Below are 16,964 nucleotides of genomic sequence, written 5' to 3' on the forward strand. Positions count from 1 at the left end.
CACGTATCAGGGCGACCTGAAGGTCGATCTCGTGGCACCGGATGGAACGCTGTACAACATCCACAATCGCACCGGCAGCGGCACGGACAACATCAACAAGACCGTGACCCTGAACCTGTCGAGCGAGGCGCTCAACGGCACATGGAATCTCCGTGTCAACGACAACGCCGGCGGAGATACGGGACGGATCGACAGTTGGTCGGTGACGTTCTGAAGCTGGGCTCACTCTCCCCCAAGCTTGCTTGGGGGAGAGGGCTGGGAGTGTGGGGAGAAACGCCAGCAGGCCACGCTGTCTGATCGACGCGAAGGGCAGCATTGTTCCAATCGCTACAATCCAGCATCCAGCACGCCAACCTTCCTGCCGCACCCGACCTTTTTCTCAAGCAAGCTTGGGGGAAAGGGCTTTTCTAACCCGAAATCGCAAGCTTCTCCGAGCGATACACCTGCGCCGTCGCGAACGCCGCGAGCGCGGCGATCGCGATGCCGCTGCCGAGGCACAGCGCCAGCTGCTGCGTCGTGACGGCTTCGGCGCGCACGAGGCGCGTGACGATCAGGTGCTGGCTCAGCAGCGGCACCGAGAACATCCAGGTCTGCGCCTTCAGCGGCAGCACGGCGAGCATGGCCGACGGCAGCATCGGGATCAGCATCAGCAGCGACAGGTAGGTCTGCGCTTCGCGGTAGCTCTTCGCGAACGCGGCGATCAGGGTCTGCAGACACGTCGCCAGCAGCACGAGCGGCAGCATCACGAGCAGCGCGATCGCGGCGAATTGCGGGCCGAAGTCGAGCACCATGCCGATGCGCTCGGTCGGAATGAAGCGTCCGGCATAGCCGAACGCGATCAGCGACAAGGTGAGGCTCGCCATCGCGAACGCGAACGTCGCCGCGAGCTTGCCCGCGAGAATGCGCGAACGTCCGACCGGATTGACGAACAGCGGCTCCAGCGACTGGCGCTCGCGTTCGCCGGCCGTCGTGTCGATCGCGAGATACATGCCGCCCATGAACGCGGACAGGATCAGGAAATACGGCAGCATCGCGAACAGCAGCCCGCTGCGGCTCTGCGGCGTCGACTGGTCGCGCGTCGCGACCACGAGCGGCGAGGCGACGGCCGGCGACAGGCCGCGCGCCATCAGGCGCATCGCGCCGTTCTGGCTCGAATAGGCCTGCAGCAGGCCGCGCAATCGCTCGACCGGCGTCGCCGAATCGCGCTGCGACGAGTCGTACAGCAGCTCGACCTGCGCGGTCTTGCCGGCGCTCCAGGCCTGGCCGTAATTCGCCGGTACGCGCAGCACCATGTCCTCGTCCTGCAGCCGCACGCGCGTCTCGGCGTCCTCGACCGGCGGCTTGGGCCGCACGCCGTTCTGCTTCAGGAACGCGACGAGGTTCGGCGCATGCTCGGCGCCGACGATCGACACTTCGATCGGTTTCTCGCCGCGTTCGAGTTCGCGCGTGATCGACAGCGAGATCAGCGCCGTGAACAGCAGCGGGCCGAGCAGCGGGCCGACGAGCAGCGCGTTCGTCACCGTGCGCCGGTCGCGCAGGTTCTCGATGACTTCCTTCCAGAAGACGACGATCGCGGCGTTCATGCGGCCAGTCCCTCGTCGCTGCCGATGATGCGCACGAACGCGTCCTCGAGATTGGCTTCTCCGGTCTGCGCGCGCAGCGCGTCGGCGCTGCCGTCGGCGACGACGCGGCCGCCGGCGATCACGACGATGCGATCGCAGAGCGCCGCGACCTCCTGCATGATGTGGCTGGAAAAAAGCACGCAGCGGCCCTCGTCGCGCAGCCCGAGCAGGAAGCGCCGCATCGCGCGCGTCGCCATGACGTCGAGGCCGTTGGTCGGTTCGTCGAGGATGACGTTCTTCGGATCGTGCACGAGAGCGCGCGCGATCGCGGTCTTGACGCGTTGGCCCTGCGAAAAGCCTTCGCTGCGGCGCGCGGCGATGTCGTGCATTTCCAGCGCGGCGATCAGCGCGTCGCAGCGCGTCTTCATCGTCGCGGCATCGAGCCCGTGCAGGCGCGCGAAGTATTCGATGTTCTCGCGCGCGGTCAGGCGCTTGTAGAGGCCGCGCGCGTCCGGCAGCACGCCGAGATTGCGCCGCACCGCATCGGGATCGCGGCCCGCGTCGACGCCGTCGACGCGCACGCTGCCGCGATCGGGCGTCATCAGCGTGTAGAGCATGCGCAGGGTCGTCGTCTTGCCGGCGCCGTTGGGGCCGAGCAGTCCGGTGATTTCGCCGTCGCGCGCGGTGAAGCTGACGCCGGCGACGGCCTTGACCGCGCCGAACGCCTTGTGGAGATCGTCGACCTCGATCATGGACTCGCTCCGTTGTAGTCGAGGAAGAACGGCGTTGGCCCCATCTCGGCGATGCAGCCCGCGTCGAGGTCGGCGGTCTCGAGCCGGTCGACGAAGCGCGCGACGAGCCGCGGCAGGCAGCCGCGTCCGATCACGTTGTGACCCTGCCCCGGCGCGACGAGATGACGCGCGCGGCTCAGTCCCTTGAGCACCTGGTCGCCGTAGCGCGGCGGCGTGACCGGGTCGTACTCGCCCGACAGCAGCAGGCTCGGCACGTCGGATTTCAGCGCCTCGTGGAAATCGTCCGGCCGCCTGCCGCGCGGCCAGGCTTCGCACTGCGCGCGCAGCGCCTGCGTGAAGTCGTCGCCGAGGATCAGCGTCCGATCCTCGGGCCGCGAGGTCAGGAGGTCGGCGTCCTCGGCGCAGATCACCGACAGTCCCATGCCCGAGGTGATCGTCGCGCCGAGATCGGACGTGATCAGGCTCGCCTGTCCCATCAGCGGCGCGGCGTTGCCGTTGGCCGCCTCGTGGATCGCGAGCGGCAGCAGCGCCGCGGTTTCCGGCGCGTAGGCGTAGAGCCGCACGAGGCCGGCGAAGGTGTCCGCGTCGAGGTCGTGCGTCAGCGGCGCGAACGTCAGCGGGTCGCGCAGGCTGACCGGCTGCGGCGTCTTCTGCAGGCGCGTGCGCAATGCGTAGAGATCGTCGTAGACCTTGCCGAAGCGCTTGCTGCACGCCGCGTCCGCGTCGCAGAGCGCGAAGCGCGCGCGCAGCGCGTCGTCGAGCGTGCGCGCGAAATCGGCGCCGAGCACGACCTCGTTCGGCGCGACGCCGTCGAGCACGAGGCTGCGCACGCCGTCCGGATGACGCCGCGCGTACTGCTGCGCGACGCGCGTGCCGTAGGAGATGCCGACGAGGTTGAGCTTCGGCGCACCGAGCGCCTGACGCAGCGCTTCGAGGTCTTCGACAGCTTCGCTCGTCGTGTATTGCGTGGCATCCGCCTTGTCCGCGATGCCGCGCAGGCAGCGCTCGGTCAGCGCGCGCGCGGCATCCGCATCCGCGCCATGCGCACGGGCGGCCTTGACGACATCGCTGCCGTGGTCCGCCTCGTCGTCGCAGCGCAGTGCGTTCGACCCGCCGGTACCGCGTTGATCAAGCAGGATCACATGTCGCGTGCGCCGCGCGAGCGCGAGCGCCGGACCGACCTGCGGCCAGGACTCGGTCGCCGCCTGCCCGGGCCCGCCGGCCAGCAGCACGAGCGGATCGGCGGCGACCTTCGCGGCATCGCTGCGGATCAGGCCGAGCCTGAACGTGATGCGGCGGCCGTCGGGCAGCGCGCGATTTTCCGGCTGCGAGAACGGCGCGCACCAGGCCGCCGTCGTCGCCGCCGACCGCGGCTGCGTGAGTTCGCAGCGCGCGAAGGTGAGACTGCCGAGCGTTACCGCGTCGCCCGCCGCCTGCGACACGAGCGACAACATCAATGCGCCTGCAGTGGCGAGCATAGGCCTTCCTCGAAAAGGGCGACCGAGTGTAGCCGCAAGCCGGCCGCCGACCGCATGCGTCGCCAGTCATGCCTCGAAAGCGGTCACGAATTCCGCGATGGTTCGTCAACACAGCACCGCCGACGCGCCGCCGCCGAACGACGCGGCGAGGCGCGCGCTGGCACGGCCGCGGTTGACGAGCAGATCCGCGAGCAGCGCGCCGACAATGGCGAGATAGAGAAAATAGTACAACCCGACATAGTCGCCGAACACGACCGTGTGCAGCCAGTTCTGCCCGAACAGGTACAGGCCGCCGACGACGGCCGTCGCAGCAAGCAGCACGGCAGCCGCCGGCAGCAGCCGAGCGCGCGCGCCGCGACGCACGAACAGGACGATCCCAAGCAGCGCGAACATCAGCGCGTTGGCGCCGGTGAAGATCCGGAACTCGCGCAGTAGCGCCGCTGCCACGTCGACGTATTTCGCGCGGACGAAAGCCGTGAGCTTCGCGCCGCCGGACTGCAGCACGCCGACGAGCCCGGTGCCCGCGTCGGGTTCGAGCATCGCGGCGAGCTTCCGGCGGCAGGGGCAATCGGGGTCGCGCATCTCCGCGACGACGGCTTCGACGAACGGGACCAGGCGCTCGCGCATCTGACGGCGCAGGGCCTCGGTCTGCTCCGGATGCTGCTCGGCCAGCCGCGCAGCGAACTGGCCGATGCGCGTGCGCTCCAGCGCCTTGAGCGATTCCACCGTTCGCGCCTCGACTTCGCGGCGCAGCAGTTCCTGCGCATGGCCCTCGATGCGCGCCGGCTGCATGAACGAGGCGACGAAGGCGAGTCCGAACAGCAGCGTGCCGACGGCACTGATGATTCCGATCGCGATGCGCATGAGAAATCCTTCGGTGGCGGTCGCCACTCTACCCGGTCCGTTCGGATGCCGGTCGTGCGGTCCGGCGTTGCGGGCACGGTCGTCGATGCGCCAGGCGTTGCGGCGCATCCGGTTGGCTTCTTGTCGCTTCGGTGGATGGCGCAATGCGCTGCGCGTGTTGCGCCCGACCGATCATGCCGACCGGCATCTCGCTCAGGGCTTCAGCACCGCGGCGATCATCGCCGCCACGATCTTCTCGACGGCGGCGGGCTTGTACTGTTTCACGAGCGTCGCGCGAAGGCTGATGCCGTCGACGAGACCGAGCAGCACGTCGGCAACGGCTCCGGCGTCGAACGTCGCCGCCAGGCGCCCCGCGGCCTGCTGCGCCTTCAGCGCGGCGACAAGCGCGTGGCGAACGGTTTCCTCGCTGTCGGCGAGCGCGGCGAACAGCCGCGGGTTGCGCAGCGACTCGGCGAACACTTCGGTGTAGAGCCGCAGGTAGTCCGGGTCGGCCGTGTCTTTCGCGAGGCGGCGGATCATGGCCGGGAGGAAGGCAAGCGGCCGCTCGCTCGCCGCCAGTTCGTCGATCAGCGCGATGACGCCCGCGCTGTCGATCGTCGCGAAGCTCACGACCATCGCGTCCTTGTTCTCGAAGTAGCGATACAGCAGTCCCATGCTGACCTCGGCTTCGCGCGCGATGTCCTGCATCGACGCCTGATGGAAGCCTTTGGCGCGAAAGCAGCGCTCGGCCGCATCGAGGATCTGCTGCCGGCGCCGCTGCTGGAGTTCGGGGTCTGCCTTGCGCATGGCTGTCGGATTCGTGAACCGGAAACCGATGTTACTTGACGCAGGGCCGCTCGGCCCATAGAGTGAATGAACGCTCACTTATTTAATGGCACGGCCGGCTCCCGGGACGTTCGCATGGACACGCTGAGACTGCTCGACCTCGTCGCCATCGCCGCGTCGGCGCTGATCGTCGTATTGCTGCCCGTGGAATGCTGGCGCTATCGGCGGCAGAGCCGTCTCGATCGCGAACACGTGCTGGAGATGCTCGCGTCGGCGAGTCCGTTCGTGCCGACCGTGCTGATGGCGCCGCTGGTCACGGCCTTCATCGCGGCGCTATGGGGCGGCGCCGCGCGCCTGGCGCCCTGGTCGATTCCGACGACAGGGTGGACGGCGCTGCTCGCCCTGCTCGCGGTCGACTTTCTCTATTACTGGGATCACCGCGCGGCGCACCGCGTGCGACTGATCTGGGCCGTCGCGCATTCCGTGCACCACAGCTCGCCGCTGTACAACCAGGCGGTCGGCCTGCGCGTGTCCTTCGTCGACGGGTTCACGTCGCCCTGGTTCTATCTGCCGGCCATACTCGTCGGCTTCGATCCGCTGCTCGTCGCCGGCGCGTTCGGCGTGATCCTCGCGTACCAGCAATGGCTGCATACCGAAACCGTCGGCAAGCTTCCGTGGCTGGACGGCTGGCTCAACACGCCGAGCAACCATCGCGTGCACCACGGCGTGCAGGCGCCGTACATCGACCGCAACTATGGCGCGGTACTGATGCTCTGGGACCGGCTTTTCGGCACCTACGCGGCCGAAGACGAGCCGGTGCGCTACGGACTCACCGAGCCGCTGGCCAGCCGTCATCCGCTGCGCGTCCACGCCGCCGAAGCCGTGAAGCTATGGCACGACCTGCATCGCGCGCCATGCTGGCGCGATCGCGTGCAGATGCTGGTGTCGCCGCCGTGAGGCGCAGGGAGGCCGCAATGCGTCGTACATTGCGCCTTTGTCCATTCCGCTTTTCGTCGGATTGTCGGCGCGATACCCCTCGGTCATTGCGCCCTACGTCGGTTGTTCTCGTTGCCAGCGGGCGAGGTCTCCCAGCGTGACGACCTGCCCGCCGCAGACGACGGCGACGACGCGGCGCAGGCCATCGAAGGCCGCAGGCCGTGTATACAAGGGCGCCAATGCTGCGCCGCAGGCGGGTTCGATCATCTGCCCGTGGTCTTCGGCCAGGCGCACGCAGGCGGTCGTGGCTTCGGCGTCGCTGACGGTCAGCGGTACGACGTCGGCGTCGCGGCAGGCGGCGATCAGCGCCGGAGCGATGCGGCGGACGCAGAGGCTCGTCGCGAGGCTGCGCGGCGCGCTGAGTTCGACGACGCGGCCGCTCGCGAGACTTGCGGCGAGCGAGGCCGAGCCTTCGGGTTCGACCGCGAATACGCGCGTGTCGCGCCAGCCGACGCGGCGCAACCCTTCGAGCACGCCGAGCAACAGGCCGCCGCCGCCGACGGCGACGAGGATCGCGTCGGGCGCTTCCTCGCACTGCTGCGCGAGTTCCTCGACGAGCGAGGCGTGGCCCTGCCAGAGCAACGGGTCGTCGAACGGCGGGATGAACGCGACGCCGGGCGCCTGCGCGAGCTTCAGCGCGACCGCGTTGGCTTCGTCCCAGACCGCGCCTTCGCAGCGCAGCTCGGCGCCGAGCGTGCGGATGCGCGCGCGCATGAACGCCGGCGTGGTTTCCGGAATCACGACCGTGACGGGAATGCCGAGCGCGCGGCCGGCCCAGGCGACGGCGTAGCCGGCATTGCCGGCGGACGAACAGACAAAGCGGTGGACGCCACGGGCGGCGTGATGCTGGCAGAGCAGGCCGATGCCGCGCAATTTGAACGAGCGCGCCGGCTGCAGGTTGTCGAGCTTGAGCCCGACGTCGAGTTCGCCGATGCGCGTGGTCAGCAGCGGCGTGACGATGTGCAGCGGCGCGGCGGCGGCGGCCGTTGCGGTCGGATGACGCGGACTATCGGAACGGTACGGCCGTGTCGTAGCTGCAGAGAAGGTCATGGCGGCGTTTGCGGTAGTCGAAGGGAGTTCGCACTGCGGGCAACGCCTGGGTAATTCGGATGTTCTGCGGAATCATGGGATTCTCCAAAATGGATTCGTGGATTGCTGCTCGATGTCGGTATACGAGATTTTCGGCAATCGTGGTTATCGCGTTCGGTTCTTTGGGACTGCAGCCTCCGTCTCTCCGACTTCGTCGCGGGAGAGGTTTGGGGCGACGGGGAGACGTGTCAGTGAGCGGATCCCATGGATTGTCGAAGGCGGCAACGTTTGCGGCTCGCGACAACGAAATACCACCGCTCACGTCACCTTCTCCCCTCACCCGACCCTCTCCCTCAAGCAAGCCTGGGGGAGAGGGCTTTACCGCGCCGCTGGATTTTTACCCCGCTTCCACCAGCCTCACCGCCTGCACATCGACAAGGCGCTGCAACTGCCGGCAGAGAATCTCCGGATCGCGCGTACCGCCGAGGGTGACGTTCACCGTATACGCCCGGGCGTCGCTCGCCGCGTTGACGGCAAGCACGTCCCATCCGCGCCGCTCGATCGTGCCGAGCACGCGCAGCAAAGCGCCTTCGGCCCGATCCAGCGCGAGCTCCAGGCTGCAACTCATGCGGCGCACCCCATCATTTCGCCGTTCGACTTGCCCGGCGGAACCAGCGGCCAGACGTTCTCGCGCGCGTCGATCTTCACGTGGCAGAACAGCGGACCGGGTTCGCGCAGCAGGCGCTGCACCGCATCGTCGACCTGGTCGCGGCGCTCGATCGCGAACGCCGGAATGCCGAACGCGCGGGCCAGCTCGGCGAAGTCCGGATTGTCGGAAAGATCCACTTCGCTGTAGCGCTGGTCGAAGAACAGCTCCTGCCACTGCCGCACCATGCCGAGGCTCGCGTTGTCGAGCAGCACGATCTTGACCGGGATGTTGTAGCGCCTGAGCGTCGCGAGCTCCTGGATGTTCATCATGATCGAGCCGTCGCCGGACACGCAGATCACGCTCGCGCCGGGACGCGCGAGCTGCGCGCCGATCGCCGCCGGCAGGCCGAAACCCATGGTGCCGAGACCGCCCGAGGACAGGTGCGCGGCGGTATACGGCACGCGCCAGTGCTGCGCGACCCACATCTGGTGCTGGCCGACGTCGCTCGCGACGATCAGCCGGTTGCCGCCGGCTTCCGACAGCTGCTTGAGCAGCGCCGGCGCATAGATGCCCTCGCCGGGCGCGTCGTAGCGCCAGGCGTGCTGCTGCTTGAGCACGCGGCAGCGGCGCTGCCATGCGCGGATCGCGACCGGATGCACAAGACGCGGCAGCAGTTCCTTCAGATCGCCGGCGAGCGCGACATCGCAGGCGCGCAGCTTGCCGAGTTCGGCGACATCGGCGTCGAGATGGATCACGCGCGCATCCGGCGCGAACGTCGCAAGACGTCCGGTCGCGCGATCGTCGAAGCGCGCGCCGACGACGATCAGCAGGTCGCAGTCCTGCACGGCGTAGTTGGCGGCGGGATTGCCGTGCATGCCGAGCATGCCGAGGTAGTGCGTCTCGTCGGGATCGCAGGCGCCGAGTCCTTTCAGCGTCGACACCGCGGGAATCCCGGTCAGCCGCGCGAACTCGCGCAGCTCGCGCTCGGCGCCGGCGATGCCGACGCCGCCGCCGACGTAGAGCAGCGGTTTCTTCGCGCGCGACAGCAGCGCGTGCGCGTCGGCGAGCCGGCTTTCCGGCGCGCTCGGCAGCCGCGTCGCGACGTCGCGCACGCCGCGGGCGACGGCGCGCGCATTGGCGACATCTTTCGGCAGGTCGATGAGCACGGGACCGGGACGACCGCTCGTCGCGATCGCGATCGCTTCGCGCACGACCGCATGCACGTCTTCGGCGCGACGCACGATGTAGCTGTGCTTGACGACCGGCAGGCTCATGCCGAACACGTCGACTTCCTGGAACGCGTCGGTGCCCATGAGACTCGTCGGCACCTGGCCCGTGATCGCGAGCAGCGGCACGGAGTCGAGATAGGCGTTCGCGAGTCCGGTCAGCAGGTTCGTCGCGCCTGGACCGGACGTGGCGAGACAGACGCCGACGCGGCCGCTCGCGCGCGCATAACCGTCGGCCGCGAGCGCGGCGCCCTGCTCATGCCGCACGAGTACGTGCTTGAGCCGCGAGTCCACGAGCGCGTCGTACACCGGCATGATCGCGCCGCCGGGATAGCCGAAGATCGTGTCGACGCCCTCGGCTTCGAGCGCGTCGAGCAGATGCTGCGCGCCGGTTCGCACGGCGCCTGCGGGCGCCGCGCTCGCGGTGCCCGCAGGCGCGGGTTGGTTGCGATGGTCCCTTCCGCCGTCCATGTCAGGCACTCCGTTTCAACGGCGCGTCCGCCGCGGGCGGTGCCACCGTGGTCAGGGCCGGCTGCGCCGGATTCAGCCAGGGCATGCGCGCGCGCAGGCCGGCGCCGACCTGCTCGATCGGATGCGACAGGTCCTTCTGCTTGAGCGCGCGGTAATTGCCGTTGCCGGCCTTGTATTCGGCCGTCCACTCGCGCGCGAAGGTGCCGTCGCGGATCTCGGTCAGGATCTGCTGCATGCGCGCCTTGGTGCCGGCGTCGACGACGCGCGGACCGCGCGTCAGGTCGCCGTATTGCGCGGTCTCGGAGACGAACTGGTGCATCTTCGCGAGACCGCCTTCGTGCAGCAGGTCGACGATGAGTTTCAGCTCGTGCAGCACTTCGTAGTACGCGATCTCCGGCTGGTAGCCGGCTTCGGTCAGCGTCTCGAAGCCCGCGAGCACGAGTTCGGTCGCGCCGCCGCAGAGCACGGCCTGCTCGCCGAACAGATCGGTCTCGGTTTCCTCGGCGAACGTGGTTTCGATGAGCATTGCGCGCGCGCCGCCGATGCCGGCCGCATAGGCGAGCACCTTGTCGCGCGCCTTGCCGCTCGCGTCCTGATGGATCGCGTAGATGCACGGCACGCCATGGCCCTTCTCGTATTCGCGTCGCACGAGCGCGCCCGGGCCCTTGGGTGCCACGAGAATCACGTCGATGTCGGCGCGCGGCGCGATCTGCTTGAAGTGGACATTGAAACCGTGCGCGAACAGCAGGGCCGCGTGCGGTTTCAGGTTGGCCGCGATCGCTTCGTCGTACAGCGCCGGCTGCACCATGTCCGGCGTCAGCACGGCGACGAGATCGGCGTCCTTCACGGCGTCGGCCGGCTCGGCGACCTTGAGGCCGTCGGCGCGCGCCTTCTCCCACGACGGACCGTTGCGGCGCACGCCGACGGTGACGTCGAGACCGGAGTCCCTGAGGTTGAGCGCGTGCGCGCGACCCTGGCTGCCGTAACCGAGTACGGCGATGCGGGCGGACTGCAGGGCGGCGGTGGTCGGTACGGTCGTGCTCATGCGAAGTCTCCGGGAAGTTGTGTAACGGTGGATTTGTTTTTCCGCCTTTCCCCCGACCGCGTCGGGGAAAAGGGTTGGGGTGAGCGGGAGAACGTGACGTTGCCGAGGTGACAGGTTTTCGGCGCACGTCCGCGAAAAGCGTGCGGCGAAGAAAGCTGACGTTTCCCCCGCTCACCCAGCCCTCTCCCCCGACGCGGTCGGGGGAGAGGGCTCTCGTCTGTCTGGGCACTAGCCATGCGTCACCGCGCCTTCGGCCGCGGAGCCGACGAGCCGCGCGTATTTCGCGAGCACGCCGCTGACGACCTTCGCCGCCGGCGGCTGCCATTCCGCGCGGCGCGCGTCGAGGTCGGCGTCGGTCGACAGGGTGCGCGACTGCGCATCGATGACGAGGCGATCGCCTTCACGCAGCAGGCCGATCGGGCCGCCGCGCACGGCCTCCGGCGCGATGTGGCCGACCATGAAGCCGTGCGTCGCGCCGCTGAAGCGGCCGTCTGTGATCAGCGCGACATCGTTGCCGAGGCCGCGGCCGACGAGCGCCGCGGTGACCGCGAGCATCTCTCGCATGCCGGGGCCGCCGGCCGGACCTTCGTTGCGGATCACGACGACGTCGCCGGCGACGATCGCGCCGGCCTGCACCGCGGCGAAGGCCAGTTCTTCGCTGTCGAACACGCGCGCCGGGCCTTCATGGCGCAGACGGCCGTGACCGGCGAGCTTCAGCACGCAGCCTTCCGGCGCGACGTTGCCATAGAGAATCGAATAGCCGCCGCGCGGTTTCAGCGGCGCGCTCGTGGGCACGACGACGTCCTGGCCCGCGAGCGTCGGCGCGGCCGCATCGAGCTCGGCGAACAGCGAACGGCCGGTGACGGTCGGCGCATCGTCGATGAGACCGCCCTCGCGCATCGCCGCCGCGACGAGCGCGGCGCCGCCGACGTTCGTGAGTTCGACCGCGGTGTAGCGGCCGCCGGGCTTGAGGTCGGCGATGACCGGCGTCGAGCGCGAGGCATCCTCGAAGTCTTCGAGCGTCAGTGCGACGCCGGCTTCGCGCGCGATCGCGAGCAGATGCAGCACGGCGTTCGTCGAACCCGCCGTCGCTGCGACCAGCCGCGCCGCGTTGCGGAACGCGGTCGGCGTCAGCACGTCGCGCGGCAGCCGTTGTTCGTTGAAGCAGGCCAGCGCGAGTTCGCCGCAGCGGAACGCTGCGGCGCGCTTGGCCGGATCGGTCGCCGCGATGTCGTTGAGGCCGAGCGGCGACAGTCCCAGCGCGGTCAGCACCATGGCCATGGTGTTCGCGGTGAACTGGCCGCCGCAGGCGCCGGCACCCGGACAGGCGCTTTTTTCCACCTGGCAGAGTTTTTCGCTCGACAGCTTGCCGGCGCCGTGCGCCCCGACGGCCTCGAACACGTCCTGCACGGTGATCGAACGGCCGTCCAGACGGCCGTGCGCGATGCTGCCGCCGTACAGCGCGACGCCGGGGATGTTGAGCCGCGCGAGCGCCATGGCCGCGGCCGGAATCGTCTTGTCGCAGCCGCAGAGCACGACCATCGCATCGAGGCAGTGGCCGTCGACGGCGAGTTCGATCGAGTCGGTGATGATCTCGCGGCTCACGAGCGACGCGCGCATGCCCGAGGTGCCCATCGCGATGCCGTCGGTCACGGCGATCGTGTTGAATTCGATCGGCGTGCCGCCGGCCGCGCGGACGCCGTCGCACGCGGCCGCGGCGAGGTCGCGCAGGTTCAGGTTGCACGGGCTCACGTTGGACCAGGTATGCACGACCGCGACGAGCGGCTTGGCGATCGCGTCGTCGTCGAGCCCGGTCGCGCGCAGCATGGCGCGCGCGGGCGCGCGGTCGGGACCGTGTTTGATGGCGTTACTGCGCATGAGGAGAAGCGTCCGTGGCGGGCGTGGTGCTGGCGGGGGCGTGGTGACCGGTGTTGCGGAGCGGAGCAATCGGCGTCGGCTGGGGATGGGTGTCGCCATGACTCACGGCACGCCGACGGCGTGCCTCGACACCCCAGCGCCCGCAACCTTCCCACGCGCCCGCACCCGCGTATTGCGCGAGACCGGCGTGAATGCGCGTCAATGGGTAAAACGCGCTCATGCCGCCTCCTGCGCCGCACCGCGCTCGCCGAGCGCAGCGATGACGGCGGCGGTCGTCTCGCGCGTGCCGGCGTTGCCGCCGAGATCGCGCGTCAACGTGCCCGCATCGACGACGCGGTCGACGGCCTGTTCGATAGCGACCGCTTCCGCATCGAGACCCAGCGAATGCCGCAGCAGCATCGCGGCCGAGAGAATCGCGCCGAGCGGATTGGCCACGCCGCGGCCGGCGATGTCCGGCGCGGAACCGTGGATCGGCTCGTACAGCCCGCGCGTGCCGTCGCCGAGCGAGGCCGACGGCAGCAGGCCCAGCGAGCCCGCGAGCGCGGCGGCTTCGTCGGTCAGGATGTCGCCGAACAGGTTCTCGGTGACGATCACGTCGTACGCGGCCGGTCGCGTCAGCAGCAGCATCGCCATCGAATCGACGAGCTGGTGTTCGAGCGCGACATCGGGAAACTCATGCGCGACGCGCTGCGTCGTCTCGCGCCACAGGCGCGAGGTTTCCAGCACATTCGCCTTGTCGACCGAGGTCACGCGGCGGCCGCGCGTGCGGGCGAGCTGGAATGCGCGGCGCAGCACGCGTTCGATCTCGGCCGCCGTGTAGCGCGTCTCGTCGGTCGCGGTGTCGCTCGTGCGCGTCTTCGCGCCGAAATACGCACCGCCCGTGAGTTCGCGCACGAACAGCAGGTCGACACCGGCGAGGCGCTCGTTCTTGAGCGGCGACAGGTCGGCGAGGCGCGGATGCACGCGCACCGGACGCAGATTCGCGTAGACGCCGAGCTCCGCGCGCAGGCGCAGCAATCCCTGCTCGGGCCTCACCTTGGCTTTCGGGTCGGACCACTGCGGACCGCCGACCGCGCCGAGCAGCACGGCGTCGGCCTGCTTGCAGACGATCAGCGTCCCGGCCGGCAGCGGGTCGCCGGACGCATCGATCGCGCAGCCGCCGATCGCGTGTTCGCTGAATTCGAAGTCATGGCCGTAATGCGCCGCGACATGGCGCAGCACGCTGACTGCGGCGGCGGTGACTTCCGGACCGATGCCGTCGCCCGGCAGCACGGCGATGCGCGCCTTCATGCGGCTTCTCCGCGACGGCGCTCGAACGTGTCGATCGCATCGTTGTGCGCGATCAGAAAGCCCAGCTGGTCGACGCCGGCGAGCAGGCAGTGCTTCGCGAACGCGTCGAGCGCGAAGCCGAAGCGGCCGCCGTCGGGCAGCTCGATGGTCTGCTGCGCAACGTCGATCGCGAGTTCGATGCCCGGATGCGCGAGCAGGTAGCGATGCTCCGGGCCGTCGAGCACGACCGCGAGCAGGCCGTTCTTCAGCGCGTTGTTGCGGAAGATGTCGGCGATCTCGGAACTCAGCACGACCTTGATGCCGAAATCGAGCAGTGCCCAGGGCGCGTGCTCGCGCGAGGAACCGCAGCCGAAGTTGCGGCCGGCGACGAGGATCTCGCAGCCGCGCGCGGCGGGCTGGTTCAGCGCGAACGACGGATCGGGCTTGCCGTTCGCGTCGTAGCGCCAGTCGTTGAACGCGAAGCGGCCGAGCCCGGCGCGCTCGGTCGTCGTCAGAAAGCGCGCCGGAATGATGCGGTCGGTATCGATGTTCTCGTGCGCGAGCACCGCGGTGCGCGAGCGGATATGCGTGATCGGGGCGTTCGCCGGCATGTTCATGCAGCCTGTTCCTGCAGCAGGGATTGCGGATCGGTGAGATGTCCGGCGACGGCCGAGGCCGCGGCGACGGCGGGACTCGCCAGTACCGTGCGTGCGCCCGGTCCCTGGCGTCCTTCGAAATTGCGGTTCGACGTGCTGACGACGAGCTGTCCGGGCTGCGCGAGATCGCCGTTCATCGCGATGCACATCGAACACCCGGGTTCGCGCCATTCCGCGCCGGCCGCGCGAAACACCTGGTCGAGCCCTTCGCGCTCGGCTTCGTGCTTGATCGCGAGCGATCCCGGCACGACGAGCATGCGCACGCGCGCCGCGAGCGTGCGGCCGCGCAGCACGTCGGCCGCGGCGCGCAGATCGCTGATTCGCGAGTTCGTGCAGCTGCCGACGAAGACGACGTCGACCGCGGTGCCGGCGAGCGGCTTGCCCGCCTCGACGCGCATGTACTCGAGCGCGCGGCGTTCCTGCAGCGAGGTCGGCGCCGGCACGTTCGCATCGAGCGCGACGACCATGCCCGGATGCGTGCCGTAAGTGACGGTCGGGCGCACGCGCGTCGCATCGATGTGCACGACGCGGTCGAAGCTCGCGCCCGCATCGCTCGCAAGCGTGCTCCATTGCGTGACGGCCCTGCCCCAGTCCTCGCCCTGCGGCGCGTACGGGCGGTCGCGCAGATAGTCGAACGTGGTCTGGTCCGGCGCGATGAGCCCTGCACGCGCGCCGGCCTCGATCGACATGTTGCAGACCGTCATGCGTTCTTCCATCGACAGCGCGCGGATCGCGGCGCCGCGGTATTCGATGACGTAACCGGTGCCGCCGTTGACGCCGATCTGGCCGATGATGTGCAGCACGAGATCCTTCGCGCTGCAGTTGGCCGGCAGATCGCCGGAGACCTCGATCGCGAGCGATTTCGGCTTGTTCTGCAGCAGACACTGCGTGGCGAGCACGTGGCCGACTTCCGTCGTGCCGATGCCGAACGCGAGCGCGCCGAAGGCGCCGTGAGTCGAGGTGTGGCTGTCGCCGCAGACGATGGTCATGCCGGGCTGCGTCGCGCCGAGTTCCGGACCGATCACGTGCACGATGCCGCGGTGGTCGCTGTTCCAGCCATTGAGCCGTATGCCGAACTGCGCGCAGTTCTTCTCGAGTTCGGCGACCTGCGCGGCGGCTTCCTCGCTCGCATAGACCGGCTGGCCGAGATCGTCGAACGGCGTCGTCGGCGTGGAGTGATCGAGCGTGGCCAGCGTGCGCTCGGGACAACGCACGCCGAGGCCGCGCGCGCGCAGCTCGGCGAACGCCTGCGGCGAGGTGACTTCATGGATCAGATGCAGATCGACATAGAGGACGCCCGGCGTCGCGGCGGTGGCCGCCTTGACGACATGAGCGTCCCAGAGCTTGTCGAGCAAGGTACGCGCGGCCATCACGCAGCCTCCTGCGCGAACGCCTGCGCCTGTACCGGCGTGAGCCAGCCCCAGCGGTCCGCCGTGCTGCCGTCGAACAGGCCGAAGAATGCGCGCTGCAGCGCCTTGGTGACCGGACCCGGCTTGCCCGTGCCGACGGGCTTGCGATCGACCGAGCGCACCGGCGTGATCTCCGCGGCGGTGCCGGTCATGAACACCTCGTCGGCGAAATACAGCATCTCGCGCGGCATCGGCTGCTCGTGGACCGTGCAGCCGAGTTCCTGCGCGAGCGTCATGACCGTGTCGCGCGTGATGCCGCAGAGGATGCTCGCGCCGGCCGGCGGGGTATAGATCTTGCCATTGCGCACGATGAACAGATTTTCACCGGCGCCTTCGCTGAGCAGGCCGCCCGGCGCGAGCGCGATGCCTTCGACGAAGCCGCCGTTGACGGCTTCGCGCGCGATCAGCTGGCTGTTGAGGTAATTGCCGCCGGCCTTCGCGCCGCTCGGATACGTGTTCGGCGCGGCGCGGTTCCACGAACTCACGCAGACGTCGACGCCCTGCTCCAGCGCCGCGGCGCCGTGCATGCTGCCCCACTCGATCGCAATGACGGCGACGTCGACCGCAGTGTCGAGCGGCGGCGCGAGGCTGAACGTGAAGCCCGCGCGATAGACGATCGGCCGCAGATAGGCGCTGCCGAGCTTGTTGGCGAGCACGACGTCGGCACAGGCCTGGTCGATCTGCGCCGCGGTGTAGTCGATGCCCAGGTCGTAGACGCGCGCGGAATGGAACAGCCGCTCGGTGTGGTCGCGCAGCCGGAAGAACATCGGGCCCTGCGGCGTCGCGTAGACGCGCTCGCCCTCGAATACCGACGAACCGTAGTGCAGCGCGTGCGCGCCGACGCTCACGGAGGCGTCCTGCCAGGGTTTGATGCGGCCGTTGTGCCAGATGTAAGCAGGCGTCTTCATGGATCGT

The 16,964-nt window shown here is 69.1% G+C and carries 16 protein-coding genes; 2 read left to right on the forward strand and 14 right to left on the reverse strand.

Going from position 1 to position 16,964, the window contains the following annotated elements:
* Window positions 1–214: proprotein convertase P-domain-containing protein (locus VLF18_RS08210; protein WP_325279140.1), on the forward strand; the 214-nt coding region annotated here is incomplete at its 5' end.
* A 193-nt stretch (window positions 215–407) separates the two neighbouring features.
* On the opposite strand, the gene VLF18_RS08215 is transcribed toward VLF18_RS08210, so the two are convergent.
* The 5 genes from VLF18_RS08215 to VLF18_RS08235 all read right to left on the reverse strand — a co-directional run bounded on the left by VLF18_RS08215 (window position 408) and on the right by VLF18_RS08235 (window position 5,442).
* Window positions 408–1,583, reverse strand: a complete 1,176-nt coding sequence (locus tag VLF18_RS08215; protein ID WP_325279141.1) for an ABC transporter permease — start codon at window positions 1,581–1,583, stop codon at window positions 408–410.
* On the reverse strand, window positions 1,580–2,314 hold the full coding sequence (locus VLF18_RS08220) for an ATP-binding cassette domain-containing protein (protein ID WP_325279142.1): 735 nt from the start codon (window positions 2,312–2,314) through the stop codon (window positions 1,580–1,582). The genes VLF18_RS08215 and VLF18_RS08220 overlap by 4 nt, the downstream gene beginning before the upstream one ends.
* Window positions 2,311–3,792, reverse strand: coding sequence for an alpha/beta hydrolase (locus tag VLF18_RS08225; protein WP_325279143.1), 1,482 nt, complete (start codon window positions 3,790–3,792; stop codon window positions 2,311–2,313). Before VLF18_RS08225 ends, VLF18_RS08220 begins: the two co-directional genes overlap by 4 nt.
* Before the next feature lie 105 nt (window positions 3,793–3,897).
* Complete coding sequence (locus VLF18_RS08230; protein ID WP_325279144.1) at window positions 3,898–4,656, reverse strand: hypothetical protein; 759 nt, start codon at window positions 4,654–4,656, stop codon at window positions 3,898–3,900.
* Window positions 4,657–4,848: 192 nt separating this feature from the next.
* The gene (locus tag VLF18_RS08235; protein ID WP_325279145.1) at window positions 4,849–5,442 is read right to left on the reverse strand and encodes a TetR/AcrR family transcriptional regulator; all 594 of its coding nucleotides are present in this window, start codon (window positions 5,440–5,442) and stop codon (window positions 4,849–4,851) included.
* A 114-nt stretch (window positions 5,443–5,556) separates the two neighbouring features.
* Between VLF18_RS08235 and VLF18_RS08240 the strand changes: the two genes are divergently transcribed.
* On the forward strand, window positions 5,557–6,378 hold the full coding sequence (locus VLF18_RS08240; protein WP_325279146.1) for a sterol desaturase family protein: 822 nt from the start codon (window positions 5,557–5,559) through the stop codon (window positions 6,376–6,378).
* A 93-nt stretch (window positions 6,379–6,471) separates the two neighbouring features.
* Here the strand turns inward: VLF18_RS08240 and VLF18_RS08245 are convergent, their stop codons facing one another.
* The 9 genes from VLF18_RS08245 to VLF18_RS08285 form a co-directional block, all read right to left on the reverse strand.
* Window positions 6,472–7,467: a pyridoxal-phosphate dependent enzyme gene (locus tag VLF18_RS08245; RefSeq protein ID WP_325279147.1), complete on the reverse strand. Its 996-nt coding sequence runs from the start codon at window positions 7,465–7,467 to the stop codon at window positions 6,472–6,474.
* A gap of 376 nt (window positions 7,468–7,843) precedes the next feature.
* Window positions 7,844–8,074, reverse strand: coding sequence for an ACT domain-containing protein (locus tag VLF18_RS08250; protein WP_325279148.1), 231 nt, complete (start codon window positions 8,072–8,074; stop codon window positions 7,844–7,846).
* Window positions 8,071–9,792 carry an acetolactate synthase 2 catalytic subunit gene (gene ilvG, locus VLF18_RS08255; RefSeq protein WP_325279149.1) on the reverse strand — a complete coding sequence of 574 codons (1,722 nt, stop codon included), beginning with the start codon at window positions 9,790–9,792 and terminating at the stop codon, window positions 8,071–8,073. Before ilvG ends, VLF18_RS08250 begins: the two co-directional genes overlap by 4 nt.
* A 1-nt stretch (window position 9,793) precedes the next feature.
* Complete coding sequence (gene ilvC, locus VLF18_RS08260) at window positions 9,794–10,837, reverse strand: ketol-acid reductoisomerase (protein ID WP_325279150.1); 1,044 nt, start codon at window positions 10,835–10,837, stop codon at window positions 9,794–9,796.
* A gap of 228 nt (window positions 10,838–11,065) precedes the next feature.
* A complete protein-coding gene (ilvD, locus tag VLF18_RS08265; RefSeq protein WP_325279151.1) occupies window positions 11,066–12,715 on the reverse strand; it encodes a dihydroxy-acid dehydratase in 1,650 nt (549 codons plus the stop codon).
* A gap of 216 nt (window positions 12,716–12,931) precedes the next feature.
* Window positions 12,932–14,005, reverse strand: coding sequence for a 3-isopropylmalate dehydrogenase (leuB, locus tag VLF18_RS08270; protein ID WP_325279152.1), 1,074 nt, complete (start codon window positions 14,003–14,005; stop codon window positions 12,932–12,934).
* The gene (leuD, locus tag VLF18_RS08275; protein WP_325279164.1) at window positions 14,002–14,595 is read right to left on the reverse strand and encodes a 3-isopropylmalate dehydratase small subunit; all 594 of its coding nucleotides are present in this window, start codon (window positions 14,593–14,595) and stop codon (window positions 14,002–14,004) included. The genes leuB and leuD overlap by 4 nt, the downstream gene beginning before the upstream one ends.
* A gap of 2 nt (window positions 14,596–14,597) precedes the next feature.
* Window positions 14,598–16,010, reverse strand: a complete 1,413-nt coding sequence (gene leuC / locus VLF18_RS08280) for a 3-isopropylmalate dehydratase large subunit (RefSeq protein WP_325279153.1) — start codon at window positions 16,008–16,010, stop codon at window positions 14,598–14,600.
* Window positions 16,010–16,957 (reverse strand): branched-chain amino acid transaminase, encoded by a 948-nt coding sequence (locus VLF18_RS08285; RefSeq protein WP_325279154.1) that lies wholly within the window; start codon window positions 16,955–16,957, stop codon window positions 16,010–16,012. Before VLF18_RS08285 ends, leuC begins: the two co-directional genes overlap by 1 nt.
* Between the last annotated feature and the right edge of the window lie 7 nt (window positions 16,958–16,964).

The sequence above is a fragment of the Tahibacter sp. genome, assembly GCF_035481375.1.
GTDB lineage: Bacteria > Pseudomonadota > Gammaproteobacteria > Xanthomonadales > Rhodanobacteraceae > Tahibacter.

Excerpts from the sequence above, each read along its gene's own strand:
- VLF18_RS08215 (WP_325279141.1), bottom strand. The coding sequence starts at position 1,583 with ATGAACGCCGCGATCGTCGTCTTCTGGAAGGAAGTCATCGAGAACCTG.
- VLF18_RS08220 (WP_325279142.1), bottom strand. The coding sequence starts at position 2,314 with ATGATCGAGGTCGACGATCTCCACAAGGCGTTCGGCGCGGTCAAGGCC.
- VLF18_RS08225 (WP_325279143.1), bottom strand. The coding sequence starts at position 3,792 with ATGCTCGCCACTGCAGGCGCATTGATGTTGTCGCTCGTGTCGCAGGCG.
- VLF18_RS08230 (WP_325279144.1), bottom strand. The coding sequence starts at position 4,656 with ATGCGCATCGCGATCGGAATCATCAGTGCCGTCGGCACGCTGCTGTTC.
- VLF18_RS08235 (WP_325279145.1), bottom strand. The coding sequence starts at position 5,442 with ATGCGCAAGGCAGACCCCGAACTCCAGCAGCGGCGCCGGCAGCAGATC.
- VLF18_RS08240 (WP_325279146.1), top strand. The coding sequence starts at position 5,557 with ATGGACACGCTGAGACTGCTCGACCTCGTCGCCATCGCCGCGTCGGCG.
- VLF18_RS08245 (WP_325279147.1), bottom strand. The coding sequence starts at position 7,467 with ATGACCTTCTCTGCAGCTACGACACGGCCGTACCGTTCCGATAGTCCG.
- VLF18_RS08250 (WP_325279148.1), bottom strand. The coding sequence starts at position 8,074 with ATGAGTTGCAGCCTGGAGCTCGCGCTGGATCGGGCCGAAGGCGCTTTG.
- ilvG (WP_325279149.1), bottom strand. The coding sequence starts at position 9,792 with ATGGACGGCGGAAGGGACCATCGCAACCAACCCGCGCCTGCGGGCACC.
- ilvC (WP_325279150.1), bottom strand. The coding sequence starts at position 10,837 with ATGAGCACGACCGTACCGACCACCGCCGCCCTGCAGTCCGCCCGCATC.
- ilvD (WP_325279151.1), bottom strand. The coding sequence starts at position 12,715 with ATGCGCAGTAACGCCATCAAACACGGTCCCGACCGCGCGCCCGCGCGC.
- leuB (WP_325279152.1), bottom strand. The coding sequence starts at position 14,005 with ATGAAGGCGCGCATCGCCGTGCTGCCGGGCGACGGCATCGGTCCGGAA.
- leuD (WP_325279164.1), bottom strand. The coding sequence starts at position 14,595 with ATGCCGGCGAACGCCCCGATCACGCATATCCGCTCGCGCACCGCGGTG.
- leuC (WP_325279153.1), bottom strand. The coding sequence starts at position 16,010 with ATGGCCGCGCGTACCTTGCTCGACAAGCTCTGGGACGCTCATGTCGTC.
- VLF18_RS08285 (WP_325279154.1), bottom strand. The coding sequence starts at position 16,957 with ATGAAGACGCCTGCTTACATCTGGCACAACGGCCGCATCAAACCCTGG.